The organism is Ekhidna algicida (assembly GCF_051379705.1).
GTDB lineage: Bacteria > Bacteroidota > Bacteroidia > Cytophagales > Cyclobacteriaceae > Ekhidna.
This window is the reverse complement of the sequence record NZ_CP179868.1, coordinates 3,890,359-3,906,745: the sequence shown is the minus strand read 5'-3', so window position 1 is coordinate 3,906,745 and position 16,387 is coordinate 3,890,359. Positions and strand designations below refer to the sequence as shown.

20 protein-coding genes are annotated in these 16,387 nt (G+C 41.6%); 17 read left to right on the top strand and 3 right to left on the bottom strand.

Translation table 11 applies throughout. The annotated features are described in order from the left end of the window. Positions 1–5 precede the first annotated feature (5 nt). Entirely contained in the window at positions 6–467 is a 462-nt protein-coding gene (locus ACL8WY_RS17725; protein ID WP_436516102.1) for a hypothetical protein, read from the top strand. Positions 468–718: 251 nt separating this feature from the next. Beyond that, positions 719–1,318 (top strand): hypothetical protein, encoded by a 600-nt coding sequence (locus ACL8WY_RS17720; protein WP_436516101.1) that lies wholly within the window; start codon positions 719–721, stop codon positions 1,316–1,318. Between the two features lie 25 nt (positions 1,319–1,343). Here ACL8WY_RS17720 and ACL8WY_RS17715 read toward each other — a convergent pair whose 3' ends face one another. Continuing rightward, positions 1,344–1,532 (bottom strand): hypothetical protein, encoded by a 189-nt coding sequence (locus ACL8WY_RS17715; protein ID WP_436516100.1) that lies wholly within the window; start codon positions 1,530–1,532, stop codon positions 1,344–1,346. 80 nt (positions 1,533–1,612) lie between these two features. Between ACL8WY_RS17715 and ACL8WY_RS17710 the strand changes: the two genes are divergently transcribed. From ACL8WY_RS17710 to ACL8WY_RS17695, 4 genes are all read left to right on the top strand, one after another. Continuing rightward, positions 1,613–2,344 (top strand): TIGR04255 family protein, encoded by a 732-nt coding sequence (locus tag ACL8WY_RS17710; RefSeq protein ID WP_436516099.1) that lies wholly within the window; start codon positions 1,613–1,615, stop codon positions 2,342–2,344. Then, the gene (locus tag ACL8WY_RS17705; protein WP_436516098.1) at positions 2,337–2,819 is read left to right on the top strand and encodes a hypothetical protein; all 483 of its coding nucleotides are present in this window, start codon (positions 2,337–2,339) and stop codon (positions 2,817–2,819) included. The genes ACL8WY_RS17710 and ACL8WY_RS17705 overlap by 8 nt, the downstream gene beginning before the upstream one ends. Further along, a complete protein-coding gene (locus ACL8WY_RS17700) occupies positions 2,809–3,159 on the top strand; it encodes a hypothetical protein (protein WP_436516097.1) in 351 nt (116 codons plus the stop codon). Before ACL8WY_RS17705 ends, ACL8WY_RS17700 begins: the two co-directional genes overlap by 11 nt. 161 nt (positions 3,160–3,320) lie before the next feature. Next, positions 3,321–3,896: a DinB family protein gene (locus tag ACL8WY_RS17695; protein ID WP_348118950.1), complete on the top strand. Its 576-nt coding sequence runs from the start codon at positions 3,321–3,323 to the stop codon at positions 3,894–3,896. A gap of 371 nt (positions 3,897–4,267) precedes the next feature. Here the strand turns inward: ACL8WY_RS17695 and ACL8WY_RS17690 are convergent, their stop codons facing one another. Next, a complete protein-coding gene (locus ACL8WY_RS17690; RefSeq protein WP_436516096.1) occupies positions 4,268–4,813 on the bottom strand; it encodes an REP-associated tyrosine transposase in 546 nt (181 codons plus the stop codon). A 215-nt stretch (positions 4,814–5,028) separates the two neighbouring features. Continuing rightward, positions 5,029–5,781 (bottom strand): DUF6261 family protein, encoded by a 753-nt coding sequence (locus tag ACL8WY_RS17685; RefSeq protein ID WP_436516095.1) that lies wholly within the window; start codon positions 5,779–5,781, stop codon positions 5,029–5,031. 750 nt (positions 5,782–6,531) lie between these two features. Here ACL8WY_RS17685 and ACL8WY_RS17680 point away from each other — a divergent pair. The 11 genes from ACL8WY_RS17680 (at position 6,532) to ACL8WY_RS17630 (ending at position 16,346) form a co-directional block, all read left to right on the top strand. Then, the gene (locus ACL8WY_RS17680) at positions 6,532–7,104 is read left to right on the top strand and encodes a Crp/Fnr family transcriptional regulator (RefSeq protein ID WP_436516094.1); all 573 of its coding nucleotides are present in this window, start codon (positions 6,532–6,534) and stop codon (positions 7,102–7,104) included. Positions 7,105–7,211: 107 nt separating this feature from the next. Then, the gene (locus tag ACL8WY_RS17675; protein ID WP_436516093.1) at positions 7,212–7,622 is read left to right on the top strand and encodes a hypothetical protein; all 411 of its coding nucleotides are present in this window, start codon (positions 7,212–7,214) and stop codon (positions 7,620–7,622) included. Positions 7,623–7,632: 10 nt separating this feature from the next. Next, positions 7,633–8,253 carry an START domain-containing protein gene (locus tag ACL8WY_RS17670; protein ID WP_436516092.1) on the top strand — a complete coding sequence of 207 codons (621 nt, stop codon included), beginning with the start codon at positions 7,633–7,635 and terminating at the stop codon, positions 8,251–8,253. Between the two features lie 352 nt (positions 8,254–8,605). Continuing rightward, on the top strand, positions 8,606–9,127 hold the full coding sequence (locus ACL8WY_RS17665; protein WP_436516091.1) for a hypothetical protein: 522 nt from the start codon (positions 8,606–8,608) through the stop codon (positions 9,125–9,127). A gap of 192 nt (positions 9,128–9,319) precedes the next feature. Further along, a complete protein-coding gene (locus ACL8WY_RS17660; RefSeq protein WP_436516090.1) occupies positions 9,320–10,354 on the top strand; it encodes an adenylate/guanylate cyclase domain-containing protein in 1,035 nt (344 codons plus the stop codon). 112 nt (positions 10,355–10,466) lie between these two features. Beyond that, positions 10,467–10,973 carry a hypothetical protein gene (locus tag ACL8WY_RS17655; protein ID WP_436516089.1) on the top strand — a complete coding sequence of 169 codons (507 nt, stop codon included), beginning with the start codon at positions 10,467–10,469 and terminating at the stop codon, positions 10,971–10,973. Positions 10,974–11,107: 134 nt separating this feature from the next. Beyond that, a complete protein-coding gene (locus ACL8WY_RS17650; RefSeq protein ID WP_436516088.1) occupies positions 11,108–11,458 on the top strand; it encodes a bleomycin resistance protein in 351 nt (116 codons plus the stop codon). A gap of 57 nt (positions 11,459–11,515) precedes the next feature. Next, positions 11,516–11,755: a hypothetical protein gene (locus ACL8WY_RS17645; RefSeq protein ID WP_436516086.1), complete on the top strand. Its 240-nt coding sequence runs from the start codon at positions 11,516–11,518 to the stop codon at positions 11,753–11,755. Between the two features lie 150 nt (positions 11,756–11,905). After that, positions 11,906–12,268 carry a hypothetical protein gene (locus ACL8WY_RS17640; RefSeq protein ID WP_436516085.1) on the top strand — a complete coding sequence of 121 codons (363 nt, stop codon included), beginning with the start codon at positions 11,906–11,908 and terminating at the stop codon, positions 12,266–12,268. 56 nt (positions 12,269–12,324) lie between these two features. After that, entirely contained in the window at positions 12,325–15,468 is a 3,144-nt protein-coding gene (locus ACL8WY_RS17635; RefSeq protein WP_436516084.1) for an efflux RND transporter permease subunit, read from the top strand. Next, the gene (locus ACL8WY_RS17630) at positions 15,465–16,346 is read left to right on the top strand and encodes an efflux RND transporter periplasmic adaptor subunit (protein WP_436516083.1); all 882 of its coding nucleotides are present in this window, start codon (positions 15,465–15,467) and stop codon (positions 16,344–16,346) included. Before ACL8WY_RS17635 ends, ACL8WY_RS17630 begins: the two co-directional genes overlap by 4 nt. Positions 16,347–16,387: the final 41 nt, after the last annotated feature.

Sequence of the window (16,387 nt, the reverse complement as noted above, 5' to 3'; positions counted from 1 at the left end):
ACCCAATGAAGAGAATCATAGGTTCCCTAGTCACTTTTGGCTTTTCCTGCTTACTTCTAGCGTTAGCAATTAAGGGTATTATTCAACTAACAAGCCAATTTGATACGGCTGAATGTACAATTGATAGTTATTATGTAGACTCTGTAATCAAAACTTCAGTTTTTACAAGAAGATGGACTAGTCAGGTCTTCTATCTTGAAACTGTTAGTCCTAAACTAAAATTTGAATTTTATAGAAAAGATCAAGACTACTCAAGAATTGTCTCACTTCTAGATAAGAACAAGCAAAATACCATCAAAGTAACTCATGACGATTACGACATAGTTGAATTGATTTCTAACGACATCACAATTATCGAACACTCAGATTTCCATAAAAAAAGTATAGCCACAGCAACAATTGGAAGTGCTGGATTTCTACTTTTCTTGTCTTTCTCAATTCTAATTTGGAGAGGAAAACTAAAGTAACTATCGCCAACAATTGCTAGCACGAATGCGCCAAAGTGGTTATCTGTTGAATTCAGTGCGAAAATCACCATGATCTGCCGCTGGGAAACGACAGTGCTTTCTGCTGAGTTTGGCTTGCAGGATTTTTCTCTTTCTGAATGCAGTGCATTCTGGATACTTTGTGAGCACCGGCAGATTCATTAGTTTTATCGGAACTTGCTAAGCTCGGGGCGCACTCCTGCTAGCTGATCGTTAGCGGTAATCCTCGCACCATGAAACCAGTTTACCTTAATAAAACCGAAATCACCAACTGGAAAGACTACCTCGAACAAAAATTCATGGTTGACCCAACTTTTAAAGTTGACCAGATAGATAAGGATGACAAGTTCTTAGAGAGTTACCGTATAACAATTGCGGATGAATCATCTGATACTGAAATTATCTTTCGTACTCACATTGATGGAATCAAATATGTTGAACTTTTTGACGTGCACTTTAACAATTCCGAATCTCCCGAACTATCTAACGGGAACAAAAACAACGCTTACGGATTCGATGGACAAGGTTCAACTTTTAACCAGAAACATATAAACGAACTTGAGGACTGGTTAGCCATACCCATCGAACGTGGATGGAGTGAACGAACAACTTACCTTAACAACAAAAGAATTAAGACTGAATGTATTTGGATGCAAGAGGGTAAAGAAAACACTATTCCAATAAAACAAGATTATCTGGACAACTATGGTTGTTTGATGGCTCCAATTATCCCACTTAAGATCTACCTAACCGAACGAACAATCAAACGAAATCCAGAACGTGTGCGAACTGAACAATCTTCTATCGAACCAATGAAAATGGAAAACCGCTAACAAGCGATATTGCGCATGGCCTTACTTAGTCATCTACCAAGTGTCTGCAAAACATCCCGCTTATCAGCCGCCAGAAAACTGAAGTGCTTTCTGCCTTCTTCTCCTCGTGGGAGTTTTTGATCTTCATGGCGCAGTGCTTACTTGATACTTTGAATGCACCGGCAGATTCGCTAATTTCATCGCAATTAATTAAGCTCAGAGGCCACAGCGCCATATCTGGACGTTGGCATTCATACGCCCTTCGATGGAAATCGTGTTTGATAGCAGAACTAATACTTATATCTTTGAATTCAGATGAAGACAACCAAAAAATTCAAGAATCCACCGTTAACTGAAGCTGTTTTCGAACTTTTTTACCAGACAAGTAACTGGAATCCAGCAACCCCAGGAACTTACTATTCAAAAGTGAGCAAAGATTACCCCGTGATCACACAATCAGGTGGCGGATTTGGCATTGCCTTGGGTGCACAAGGCGTTCAGATTGGTTCAGGTAATAACAATTTAACTCAATTCAAGAGTCAGGATAACTCTTCCATAATTCAACTTTCAAACAATCTATTTACTGTTAATAAACTCCCGAAATACGGTGGTTGGGAATCATATAAAGAAATGATATTGGAAGCCGTTGAGTTGTTATATTCTACTATTGATATCCAACAAATAAATAGAATAGGTCTAAGAGCTATAAATAAGTTAGATGTGAAATCTCATAGCCTTGAGAATTTTAAAAGAAGCTTTAATGTCTATCCGAATATGCCGAACGGAATAGTGAATGATTTTAACTCTCTTCAACTCAATTATGAAACATCGTTTCCAGATAACGAAGTTTTAGCAGTGAATTTTGCAACACTAAGAAAAGAATCTGGTTATGAAGCTCCAGTTCAATTTCAATTATATTATACTAAATTGACACCTGTGGATAAAAACTCCATAGAAAAATGGCTTGATAACGCACATATGCAGCTTCACTCAGCGTTTGATCACATAGTAACTAGTGAACAGAAAAAAGAATTCGACAATGACTAACAGCATATATACCGACCAAGGACAGTCCTCTTCAATGCTCAATGAAGATTATACTAATGACAAAATTGCTTCGGTAGCCGAGGAAGAAGTATCAGTATCAGTTCTGGATGCAGGATATCTTTCTTCAATTGAGCTAAAAAGAGAGAAAATCAGAAAAGAGTACGCAACTCTATTCAAGTTCACAGATCGAACAAGAGAGGTAGACTTCATATCTACAAATAACGACCTTATCGATATCCTTCCGAGCATAGGAGAATTCTTCAAGAAAGAAGTATCGAAAGGCTCTATGATGTCATTGGAATTGATGGAAGAGGAAAACGATTGGAAAACACTTTTCATCAATATTCGCATTAATGATGATGCCGATTGGTCTGGAATTAATCAAATCGTTGACTCTTTCTATGATAATATGTTCGATTTGTTTCCAACTGTAATGGAAAAACTAAATATTGATTTAGTCTCCCATGAGTTTTGATCCTCAAAGATTTATTGACATATCCAAAGAACTGCAATCTGGCCAAACAGAAGCACATTATCGGTCAATAATCAACCGTGCGTATTATGGGGTGTTTGGACACATCCGAAACAACTTGGGAGTTTTCGTGTCTGATGGTCAAAGTGCTCATCAAGAAGTTTACAACTCCCTTCTTAGGTCTACAGACCGATCCAAACAGAAAGCCGGAAAAAGACTAGAAACTCTTTTCAAGAAGAGAAAGGATGCAGATTATAAACACAGACTAGAGATAAAGGCTCATAACTGTCAGTATTGCATTAAAGAAGCAGAAGAGATAATAAAACTCTTCGATTCTGAATAAAACGAATGCCAACAAACACTAAAATGAATATGCGTACTGAGTCATTTGAAAGGATTTTGTGAAACAGAAACTTAGGTTCTTCTAGCAACTGGGGCGCATACTCATTTTAGTTGGACGTTACCTTCTATTATCGACTAATACTTTTTCCTATTTTGAAACAAATGAATAAATACAGAAAAATTAATCGGCCAAAAAAAAATGAATACCCTCCATATTCTCAACATTATTTTGACTTAATAAAAACTGATACTGATATACTACAAGAACTATATGAGAATTTTTTCAAGCTTAAAGAACTAGTATATTCTTTATCTGAAGAAAAACTGACTTTCAGATATGCTGAAAATAAATGGACTATTAAAGAAATATTAGTTCATAATATTGATGACGAGAGAATATTTGCCTACCGAGCATTGAGACATGCGAGAAATGACAGTACTCCTTTGCATGGATTTGAAGAAAAAGATTATGCGAAATACTCAAATGCGAATACAAGAAAATTAGATGACATCTTTGAAGAATACTGGAGTGTTAGATTATCTACTATATTATTATTTCAAAATTTACCGGAAGAATCTTTTTCTAGAAGGGGCAGCGGAATTGATACAGATGGAGAAGTTAAAAATGAAAGAACAGTTAGAGCTTTCGCTTATCATATAGCAGGTCATGAATTGAATCATATAAAGGTTATTAAGGAACGATATCTTGGGATAAAAGTCGATAAATTCCCTATTTAAACAGAAGGTAACAAACACTAAAATGAATATGCGAACTGAGCCATTTGAAATGACAATGCCAAACAGAAACTTCGGTGCTTCTAGCAACTGGTTCGCATACTCATTTTATTTGGGCGTTACACACCATAATGCGCCATGGGAGATTGGACCTTACTCGAACTAATTCATGACTTAGGAGCATTTACTCGTTATTTGTTTGGTCTTAGGAAACGACCCTACGAACATTATCGAACATCTAAGTGGTTCTTGAACTTTGCGCTAGGGATTATACCCACGATTCTAATGATCGGCCTAATAGTGTGGGCTTCATTCAAGATTGAAAGTAACTTCTTTAGCTCAAGCTAGCGCGCGTTTGCAACGCGTGACACAATTCATTCCAGCAACCGAACCTCCAGTAAGCCCTTTATTCCACAGTAGTCGCGGGCGGAACTATACAAATAATCTTCTGGTTCATCTACCATTTCTGCATCAACAGGATTCTGATGAATGTACATCAACTTTTCATCAAGAAAGCTATTGCTGACAATAGCCTTTGGTTTATTACCATCTTGCCAAACCTTAAATTCTTTAATTCGATTTAGATTTCGACCAGATTGCTTAAATGCACGAATCAACCATTCCTTTCTGCTTTCATTGATTTGATCGAGTTCTGAAATGATGGTTTTACTTGTGAATTTCTTGAAATCTCTCATGATCTCTGATAAGCTGCCTGTTTCACTACTAACTATCATATGTAAATGGCTTGGCATCAAGCACCAGGCATGTATTACCAATCCCTTTTCTTTCTGGCAGAACTTAAGCGAATCAATGACTATATGCTTAAACTCCTTTCTTGTGAAAAGATCTATCCAAAACACAATCGTGCTTGTAGTGAAATAGAGACCATTAGGGTCTCTGAACTTATATTTTTCTGACATAGAATCGATTTTAGACTTAATGAAACTGGAGAACGCGTTATAAACGCGCTCTAGCAACAGCTCTAGCAACGAGATTTTCAGACTTAAAGCACGCGTTGCAAACGCGCGCTAGCATCGCTGTTTGCCGACCCATAGCTCACGCAAGCTTACCAACTGGTGCCAAAAAAAAAGACCCGGCATCCACCGGGTCTTACATGTTCAACTTTCAACCTCAATCAAATTCCTGTGCCTTCGATTTCTTCATTTTGTTCGTCTTCCTCGTCATCCCCATGTCCCGAACCTCGTCGGTTGGCGTCCACAATCTCTTTGATGATGGAGTTGACCAGCACATTGGTGCTCGCGATATCTTCCACCAGCTCCTCTTCTTCTGCTACGTCCAGCATCTTGAAGAGGTGCCTTAGCTTCGGCTTGAGTTCACGCATCGCTTCCTCATTGGTGGGAGCTTTTGTTGTACGCTCTTCTCCCCTGTTGCTTACCGCTTCTTCAAAGTCTGCCTGATGCGATTTTAGCTCATTGTAGCAATCCATGACATAGACGGCCGCCAAGTCCGCTTGCGCTTCTGCCTGGTCCAGGTCACGAAAGAGTGCCTGCAGTGCGGCCGTTTCTTCATCGTATGGGAGCTTGGCCAAGTCGAGACCGTTCTTCTCCAGCACGGCATACAATCGCTCGGCTGCTTCGCTTACGGCTGAGTTCGTACGCTTCATCCCTCCTTTGATTGCCCACTTCAAAGCTTCAAAGCTATCGTCGCGTTTGTCGTCAGCCTCTGTTACCGATTTGGTGCCTGACAGCTTACGGCTCGTTCCCACCGCATTAGATGCAAAATCCCATACCGCTTGCAGTTTAGCAATTGATCCTTGTAAAAAGGCTTCCCCGGCATGTCTGGCTCCCATCAGTTCGAGTATTCGAAAAACGAGGGTGATCATTCCTTTCAGTCCTAGTAGTGAGTAAGGTATTTTAGATATTATCATAATGATTTGTTTGTTTGACTCAAAAGTGAATCAACTGTATCGCATACAGGGTATTTGGGAGGTGTACAATCTGGCGACAAATCAATTTTCACTGTCGATTTAGCTGCCGCCAAAGTGATTCTTCTGTTTTCACTGTGGATTTAGTTGCCGCAAAAGTGGTTCTTCTGTTTTCACCGTGGATTTAGTTGCCGCCAAAGTGGTTCTTCTATTTTCGCCGTGGATTTAGCTGCCGCAAAAGTGGTTCTTCTGTTTTCACCGTGGATTTAGTTGCCGCAAAAGTGATTCTCCTATTTTCACCGCGGATTTAGCTGCCGCAAAAGTGGTTCTTCTATTTTCACCGCGGATTTAGTTGCCGCAAAAGTGGTTCTTCTGTTTTCACCGTGGATTTAGTTGCCGCAAAAGTGGTTCTTCTATTTTCACCGCGGATTTAGCTGCCGCAAAAGTGGTTCTTCTATTTTCACCGCGGATTTAGTTGCCGCAAAAGTGATTCTCCTATTTTCACCGCGGATTTAGCTGCCGCAAAAGTGGTTCTTCTATTTTCACCGCGGATTTAGTTGCCGCTAAAGTGGTTCTTCTACTTTCGCCGTGGATTTAGTTGCCGCTAAAGTGGTTCTTCTGTTTTATTTGGAGAGCTTTTGAAGCGTGGTGCGCCTTGGTTACTTTTAGTGCTTTCTAGCAAGCAGTGGACAAGCGCCGCTTAGCGAGATGTGAGCTGACAGCCGCAATAAAGCCAAATTCACCTGACGCATTATGGAAAACCTAGCTGCATTCTTCAATAAAATCATCCCTCTCTCTCTTGAGTCACTGGGGTTGATGAGTGAAATCTTTGTGTCTGCTGAACTCAAAAAAGGGGAATACTTTATCCGAAAGGGGCAGTATGCCAAGGAAATTGCGTTCTTAGAAACAGGAATCGTCAGGGCTTATTATATCAACAATGAAGGGAAAGAATACAATAAGACGTTCTTTTCAGCGCCTTCGATTATCGGCTCATATGCGTCTCTTATTAGCAAGCAAAAGAACGCCGTGGCACAACAAGCACTGACAGATTGTAAAATCTGGAAAGCCTCATTTCATAAAATTGAGGAATTGTCCAGCGGCAATTATGAAATAGAAAGGCTAAGAAGAACGATCGCTGAAGGCTATTTTTTGAGCAATGAGAAAAAGGAAATTGAGATGGCATTGCTGGATGCAGAAAAGCGCTACCTCATTCTGCAAGAAGAATATCCGGGAATTGAACTGGAAATACCCCAATACCATATAGCCTCCTATCTCGGCATCAGTCCGACCCAACTGAGCAGAATCCGAAAGAACTTATCTCAATAGCCTGCATTTCTTTACATATGTAAATGCACCGGGGATTTTATTGTCGCTCCTTTGCCATTAGAATTTATAAAAGCTAACCGCTCAACTACACATTTAATCTAATTGCAATGGAAAAGAAAGACATCAAGATTTTCAGGATTATTTTCATCATCTCTGCCTTATGGAACTTAATAGGTGCGATTTTCGGCTATTTCAATACCGCTCACACCTTTGAAGGATTTTTCAATAGAGAATTGACGGATCCACTTTACTATGCCATCTATCAGGGCGCGTGGGGAACAACACTTGTCTACTTTATTGGCTACTCAATTGTTGCCTATAATCCGCTAAAGCATACGGGGATTGTCATCGTCGGTGGAATCGGCAAAGTTGGGTTTGCTATTTCACTGTTGAAATTTTACCTGGCCGGCATTGCGGGATCTATTGTCTTTGTGGTCATCATTGGTGATTTCATCTTTGCGCTGCTTTTCCTGTATTACTTCTTCCGGCTATTCAAGACCGGGGAAAAGATCATATAGCCTTATGCACATGAACCATAAGTCGTTAGTCGTTCTATTGACCCTATCGATATTCCTGTCATTTGATTCTTATGCTCAAACGCCCTGGGAAATTGACAAGAGCAAAGACGGAATTGTTGTTTATACACGAGTTGAACAGGACTCACATTTCAAATCCTTTAAGGCAGTTGCCCTGGTGGATGCCACGGCAGATGAAATAATCAGACACCTGAAGGATGCCGACAGCTATGCAGATTGGTACGGCTACACCAAGACCTCTAAACTTCTGGAGCGGGAAACAGGCGTTCAGTATAATTATGTAGAAACCATATTTCCATGGCCATACAGCAATAGAGACATGGTTTACAGGATGTCGACCGATACCTCCAATGCAGCAGTAACAAAAATATGCCTGAAGGGAATCCCTGATTATGTGCCGGCTAAGAAAGGCATCGTCCGGATGATGAAAGCAGAAGGACACATTGTATTGCGCCCGATGAATGGGATGACAGAGGTGGTGTATACGTTTCACTCCGAACCTGGCGATAATGTCCCGGTATGGTTGGCAAACAATGCGATAGCTGATCTTCCATTGAAAACACTACGTGGGCTAAGGTCAATTCTCAAAGAAGAAAACAAAGTACGCAGGTAGCGCGAGCTTGTAGCTCGTGTCACAATCCTCCCGCTATCCCAAGTTTGCAATTTTTGCTTCTAATGAACGAAGATGCCGGATCTGGTCTGGTATGACACGCAAGTTTGCTATTTGGACACAAAAAAGTTCGTTCCTCGCTGGCGCAAGTTTGCACCCTTCAACTTCCCCCACTGAATCACTGATTCCTAATCCACAATCCCCCCACTATCGCAAGCTAGCGCGTGTTTGCAACGCGTGGCACAATTCATTTTTCTTGTCTAGTGGTGAATTGCGTTGTTTTTATATTGCGATTATATGATCAAGAATACGCTGAGGCCAGAGATCAACTTCTCCGTGAGAAATACAAGAACTAATGAAGATTGATGTAGAGAAAACCCGCAAATTCGCTAATGAATATAATAGAGCTTCCTTTAATGCGAGCCTCATTATCATTCCTCTTTTCTTCATACTCTTTTTCTGGACCAGAGAAAGCGAAAGTCATTGTTCGTCGCTAAAAGAGGATATGGATAAGAAGTTTGAATTCCTCAAGAATCCAGATGCAATCATGGAAATGAAAATCAAAAAGTTGGCGTATCAATATGCCAATAATCTTGTTGACTATGAACTAACGATTAATGATCCAATTATACTTGAGGAGATAAGGCAAATGATCCGTAATAGAAATAGGAGCGAATGGAATAGATCACAAAGTAAATGGGAAGCAATCATGAGTTTAAAATTGTATTCTGGAGATACTTTAGAAATTGAAGTTGTCAAGCTTGATGGTGGAAAGCCGGGCGAAACTCATCTCAATTTCCTATTTGGAGAATGTAGTTATGGCTACCCCAGCTACTCCCGAAAATTAGGAGACTATCTTGAACAACTTGTTAAGTAATAATTCGCTGGCCCGCGTTTGCAACCCTTCAACCTTCCCCCACTAATCACTGATTCCTAATCCACAATCCCCCCACTATCGCAAGCGTATTGCCTGTGACGGCACAATTTTTTTAACTTGCCCTTACGTAAATGCTTTCAAATTCAATTGAATTGCTGACTGCCTTTACCAACCAACACAGCGAAGTAAAAAATGACCGTTAAAAACAAGCGCAGATGGCTCATCATTCTCCAGTATTGTATTGGCTGGACCATCGCGTTTCTGTTCCTCAGTATAGTAAGAGGAGAAGGCACCATCGAGCAGGGTTCCGTACAGTTTGAATTTTGGGATTCGGTAAAGGCTTCTCTTATCATGGGCCCCTTTTTTGGCAGCATCTCCGGTGCCGCCCTGATCCTGGCCGAAGAATATGGATACAAGCACCTCTCCTTTCCTAAGCTACTCGCTCTAAGAGTCGTTTACTGCATCTTGTTTGTGACTTTGATGGTAGTCATTGCCTTTGGGGTCTATGGTGAAAACTCGACCTTGCTCGAATTTGCATTCGAACCCGGAAGCTTTGCGATCTATTTCTACATCGTTACCGTAGATATTTTCATGTTTGGGCTCCGACAAGTCAACCTGCATTTTGGAAGCAACAATCTTTCGAAACTGATGTTTGGCCAGTTTTACAATCCCCGAGAAGAAGAACGGATATTCATGTTTCTCGATCTCCAATCTTCAACCACGCATGCCGAAAGATTGGGTCATATCAAATACAGTGAAATGATCCAGGATTGTTTCAGTGACCTTGGAGTGGTGGTGGAAAATGAGTCAGAGATTTATCAATATGTAGGCGACGAGGTGGTGCTTACCTGGAAGGTCAAGGATGGCCTGAGAAATCAAAATTGCTTGAAAGCTTACTTTAATTTCAAAAGGCAGCTGGACAAAAGGCAACAGTACTATCTGGATCAATACAATTGCCAGCCACATTTTAAAGCAGGCATCAACCAGGGTCTGGTGACAGTGGCCGAAGTGGGTAAATACAAAAAGGAGATTGCCTATCATGGAGATGCTATAAATACTGCGGCCAGAATACAGGCAAAGTGCAATGAGCTTGGTCAGGCCTTGTTAATCTCAGAGAGCTTGAAGGAAAAACTGATGCTAACAGGTTTTTCAACGGAGGAATTGGGCAGCATTGAATTGAAAGGAAAGAAAGAGCAGGTGCCAATTTATGCAGTTCATCAATCGTAGCGTGCGTTTATTCTTCTGTTTTCACCCTGGGTTTAGTTGCCGCAGACTTGATTTGACTCCTGATTTCTATATTGCGATTCATAAATACAATTGAATAGAATTCAGACCTAAAATGGAGGAAAAATCAAACTCATTTAAGAACCTTTTCGCCTTAGTTAGCTGGGTAGAAAGATTAGCTGCCGTAACAATAGCCATTGTTTTAGTTCTGAACTATCAGCGTATTCCCGCTGGAAAAAATCTCCTGTTAATGGGTTTGGCCGGACTTGCAATTAGCTTATTCATTAGCGCATATAAGCCAAGAGAACTCTTTTCGTCTCAAGAGGAGGCCGACGAATTCGGTGAGTTTAAGTTTTCAGATATTCTGGGTCTGATCATAATTCCGAAAGTTTTATGGATTGCGTCCGGAGTTTCTGCTTTTGGGATATTCGCTTATGTGGCAGACTTTGGGAATGATGGCTATGTCACCATAATAGGAGCTGGTGGATTTTCGATACTAATCTCCATTTTACTGCTGCTAGGTACTTTGGTGATTGGAACCAAGAAACTGAACACTGTAGGCCCTGTATTGCTGCGAGCAACACTACTGGCTACAGCAGATATGTATATTCTATTTGTTTAATCTCCGGATAGCGAGTTTGCAACGTGTTCACAATTAAGAAGGCTATTTTTATATTGCTTTTGTAATAGTTGGGGTCTCTAAAGAGAAATTGGCCACAACAACTAAAAAGTGGTTAAAAATTAAAATAAGGAATTATGCTCTCAGCCATCCATCCTAAATTACCAATGCGTAATAAATCAACCACCAGACATTATTACCTAAACCAATTGGGTTTTCAAGAAATTGGCGACTATGAAGGGTACTTAATGGTAGAAAAAGATGAAATAGAAATTCATTTTTTTGAGTTTAAAGAACTTGACCCAAAAGAAAATTATGGAATGGTATATATCCGAACCAGGGACATTGACGGTTTGTATAAATCCTTGCATGCCAATAAAACGGAAATTCATCCAAACGGAAAACTGGAAACCAAACCTTGGGGACAAAAAGAATTTTCGATTCTTGACCCAGACAACAACCTGCTGACTTTCGGGCAAAATATTTAGATAGAGCAGTCCAGGTAGCGCAAGTTTCTTTTATTCCCTGCCAACCTCCTGTTTTTAATGGCGCTGTGGAGATTTACCGGCGGATTCTCTTCCCTAAAGGCATCATCAGGCATATTTTTCTTTCTGGTGTTTAATACAGCTTACTTACTTGTTGCCTTGGAGGCTAGCTATACCATGATGGATTATGAATTCAAATACAAGCTCATCGCCATCTCCATTTCGGTAATCTCCATCGCTTTGCTCTTCAAAAAGAAAATCACGAACTGGTTGATCAAAGTTTTTAAACTCAAGGATTAGCACATCTCACTCATGCTCCGCATATCGATGATCAAAATCAACAATTCCAATGATGAAGCTTATTCCGATTGCGCCGGATTCTTATTTGTTTTGATTACAAATTAGCATGCGACCCTTAAGTCGTTTTAGCTATTTCGTAGATTTGTTTCAGTGAAGCACATTAAAACCATATCGTTAGTACTTGCCGGAGCTTTGCTCCTGCTTCACACATTCATCCCGCATCAGCACCATTCGGAGCTTGATGAAGCAGAGCATGTTGAGCAACATCAGCAGGCCGATGATCTTTTTGACCTGCTGCAGCTGGTTTTCCATATCGACATGGGTGGCGACCATCTAGAAGACTTTAAAACTGCCAGCTTTACGTTCATCTCTCCTGACTTTTTTGATAACTCTGTATTCGAACGAACGTATTACGGCGTTCAGACGGATCAATTTCCAGCCGAATTCATCTCTGACAACTCTGTCCAGGAGATACGCAGCTTACAATTTAGAGGACCGCCTGCTATAGGCTAGCACATTCATCGTCCATCCGGACATCATTATCCTCTAAATCATTTTTTTTCTGAATTATGCTTGAAAGAATCATACGATTCAGTTTATCAAATAAACTGATCATTTTACTATTGACCGCATCGGTGGTAGGTTATGGATTATTCTCCATCACCCGGATATCTATTGGTGCTGTTCCCGACGTGACCAACAACCAGGTACAAGTCATTACCACCTCCAGGAACCTATCTACTTCCGACGTGGAAAAATTCATCACCTATCAGGTGGAACTGGAAATGGCCAACTTGCCGGGAGTTAAAGAAATCAGGTCCGTCTCTAAGTTTGGCCTGTCTGTAGTTACCATCGTCTTCGAAGACGAGCTGGGCACCTACCTCCCACGTCAGCTCATTGCAGAAAAAATCAAATCTGCGTCGGAGAATATTCCGGAAGGATTTGGCTCTCCTTCCATGGGGCCAATCACAACAGGCCTGGGAGAGATCTACCAGTATGTACTGGAAGTAGACCCTGCGTATAAAGGCCAATATACCACTACGGAATTAAGAACCATTCAGGATTGGGTCGTGAGGCGTCAGCTCTCAGGCATTCCGGGAGTGGTGGAAGTGAATACCTGGGGTGGTCACCTGAAGCAACTGGAAGTGACCATCAATCCCGAAACGCTGAAATCACTGAACCTGTCCTTAAAGACCGTATTTGATGCCCTCGCCATGAACAATAACATTGCCGGTGGTGGATATATCGAAAAAGGAGATCAAGCCTATTTCATCCGAGGTGAAGGTGCCGTTGCCAGCATAGCAGATATTGAAAACATTGTCGTGGATAATCGCGCCGGAATTCCGGTTTACGTAAAAGATATCGCAGAAGTGAATATTGGTTTTGCTACACGCTTTGGGGCAATCACCGGAAATGGTGAAGGTGAGAAAGTGCTCGGCCAGGTGATGATGCTCAAAGGATCTAATGTAAAGGAAGTGATCTCACTGGTCAAAGCGCGGGTGGATGAGATACAAGGGACGCTTCCACCCGGGATATCTATCAACGGATTCCTTGAGCGAAGTGAACTGATCAACAAAACCACTTACACGATCACCGAAAACCTTGTTTTGGGGTGCCTCATCGTCATCTTTGTCGTGATACTCCTGCTCGGTGACATTCGAACCGGGTTGATCATCGCATCGGTCATTCCCATCAGTTTGCTCTTTGCCATATCACTCATGTACCAATTTGGTATCGACGCAAACCTGATGAGCCTGGGAGCCATAGATTTTGGAATCATCATTGACGGGAGCATCATCATCATTGAGTATGTGGTTTCACAAATTCAAAGTAAGCAAGCCGAGCTCCGTCTCCTGCCTCGCTCCGAACAGCAACCTGTCATCGACAAAATCACTTTTCAAGGTGCGTCCAAAATGATGCACTCCGCCGTGTTCGGACAACTCATCATCATCATCGTATTCATTCCCATCCTGACGCTCACCGGCATAGAAGGGAAAATGTTTATTCCGATGGCCATGACCTTCTGTTTTGCATTGATTGGAGCCATGCTGCTTTGCTTTACCTACGTTCCTGTGATCACCAGTTTATTGGCAAGAACGAAAAAGAAAGATTCTAATTGGTCAGACGTCTTTATTAGCAAACTACAGAAGGTGTATCAGCCGACTCTAACATGGTCGCTTGATCACAATAAAGTAGTCTTATTTCTGGCTTCTGGATTACTCTTAACATCCGTCTTTGTGTTCACACGTCTGGGGGGAGAATTTGTACCCACGCTGGACGAAGGTGACTTTGTGATACAACCGATCCTGGAAACAGGCACTTCCCTGAGTAAGACCATCGAGATCACCACGGAAATAGAGAAGGTGATTAAGCAATTCCCGGAAGTAGATCAAGTGGTCACCCGAATTGGAGCAGCCGAAATTCCGACCGATCCCATGTCAATGGAAGAGACGGATGTGATCATCACTTTGCATCCAAAATCAGAATGGACATCAGCCTCAAGCAAAGACCAGCTCGCAGATCTTATCAAGGAGGAATTAATTGTTCAGATTCCAAACGTCGACTATGAATTTACCCAACCGATTGAGATGCGCTTCAATGAGTTGATCACCGGAACGAGGGCTGATTTGGCCATTAAAATCTACGGGGAAGATTTAGAAATATTGACCAATAAAGCCGAGGAGATTGCGAAACTGATTGAAAATATTGAAGGTGCATCTGATATCTCTGTTGAAAAAGTAGAGGGGCTTCCACAGATGTTGGTGACTTATGATCGAAGCAAAATTGCCAGATATGGGCTCAATATTTCGGACGTCAATGATGTGATAACCTCCGGTTTTGCAGGAAAAACGGCCGGAGTTGTTTTCGAAGGAGAACGAACGTTTGATTTGGTGGTACGCTACGGTCAGGAATTCAGAAAGGATATCAATGATATTAAAAATGCGACCATCTCCACTCAAGCCGGTTTACAGATTCCGTTGAGGGAACTGGCTGACATTCGATACACACAAGGACCGGCTAAAATATCCAGAGACGACACCAGACGGAGAATCGTAGTAGGAGTCAATGTCCGAAACCGTGATTTAGAGTCGGTTGTAACAGACACCCGAGAGCTGATTGAAGCAAATATCTCCCTTCCGGTAGGCTACTCGATCTCCTATGGAGGCCAATTTGAAAACTTAAAGAACGCGAGAGAGCGACTAACCTTTGCAGTGCCATTGGCATTATTCCTCATCTTTATTATGCTCTTTTTTGCTTTCAAATCAGTGAAGGAAGCATTCCTGGTGTTCACAGCTATTCCTTTGGCCGCCATTGGTGGGGTATTTCTCCTGTGGATCAGAGGACTTCCATTTAGCATTTCTGCAGGAGTTGGATTCATTGCACTGTTTGGAATTGCAGTATTGAATGGAATCGTCCTCATAGAACACTACAAATCATTGATTGAGAAGGGTAAATACGCAAGCATCAGAGAAACCATCATTGAAGGAACAAAGCAACGAATGAGGCCTGTATTGCTAACCGCCTCTGCAGCCGCACTTGGATTTTTACCCATGGCAGCATCGACCTCAGCCGGAGCAGAGGTGCAGCGACCGCTGGCTACTGTAGTGATCGGAGGGCTGATCACGGCAACCTTCCTGACTTTGGTTGTACTGCCGACCATTTTTTACCTGTCTAATAAGAACTATCAATCCCAACAAAAATTGACAAAATGAAAAAGCTAATTTCTATATACATAGTGGTTACCCTGCTTGGATGCAGTGAGAAGCCCGAGCAAATAAATCAAGAGAAGCAGCCGCAGACTGCTGTAATTCCATCATCGCTCCTGGACAAACCAATCTCATCTGAAGTGGGTGAAGGCAATGTCCTTTCCATACAGGGAATTGTAGATGTTCCGCCGAACCAACGAGTAAGCATCCAGCCCTATTTCGAAGGATATATCTCAGATCTCAGGATACTTGAAGGCAGCAAAGTGAACAAAGGTGACTTGCTATTCAAGCTGGTCAATCCTGCATTCATTGCTTTGCAAGAAGATTATCTGATGGATAAGGCAACCGTAGCTTATTTGGAAAAAGTTTTCAGCAGAGCTAAAACACTACATGATGAACGCGTAACAGCCGATCAGGATTTTGAGGAGATGCAAATGAACTATCAAATTTCGAAGGCCAATCTGGAGGCTGTAAGTAAAAGACTGAGAATGATGAATATTCCATTGGACAAAGTGACACCTGATCGCTTGTTTGAATCCATCAACATCTATGCGCCGATATCTGGTTACGTAGACCGGTTATTGGTGAATACCGGTGAATTCATTGAACAAGGAAGCGAGGTGACGACCCTTGTAAATACCGATCACGTACATCTGGAATTGAGAGTTTTTGAAAAGGATCTTAAAAACATCCGTGAAGGACAACTCATCATGTTTAGAGTTCCTGAAATCAGTGCTACTCAATATGAATCTGAAGTCTTTCTAATTGGAAAATCAATTGATGCCCAAACACGCATGATTCAGGTACATGCGCATGTAGAACACCCTGAGCTGGAATTATTGCCGGGGATGTTTGTAGAGGCGGAGATTGAACTGACGAAGTAGAATCTACATTCATTCGGAATTTCAGTAAGCTTTCGTTTGTA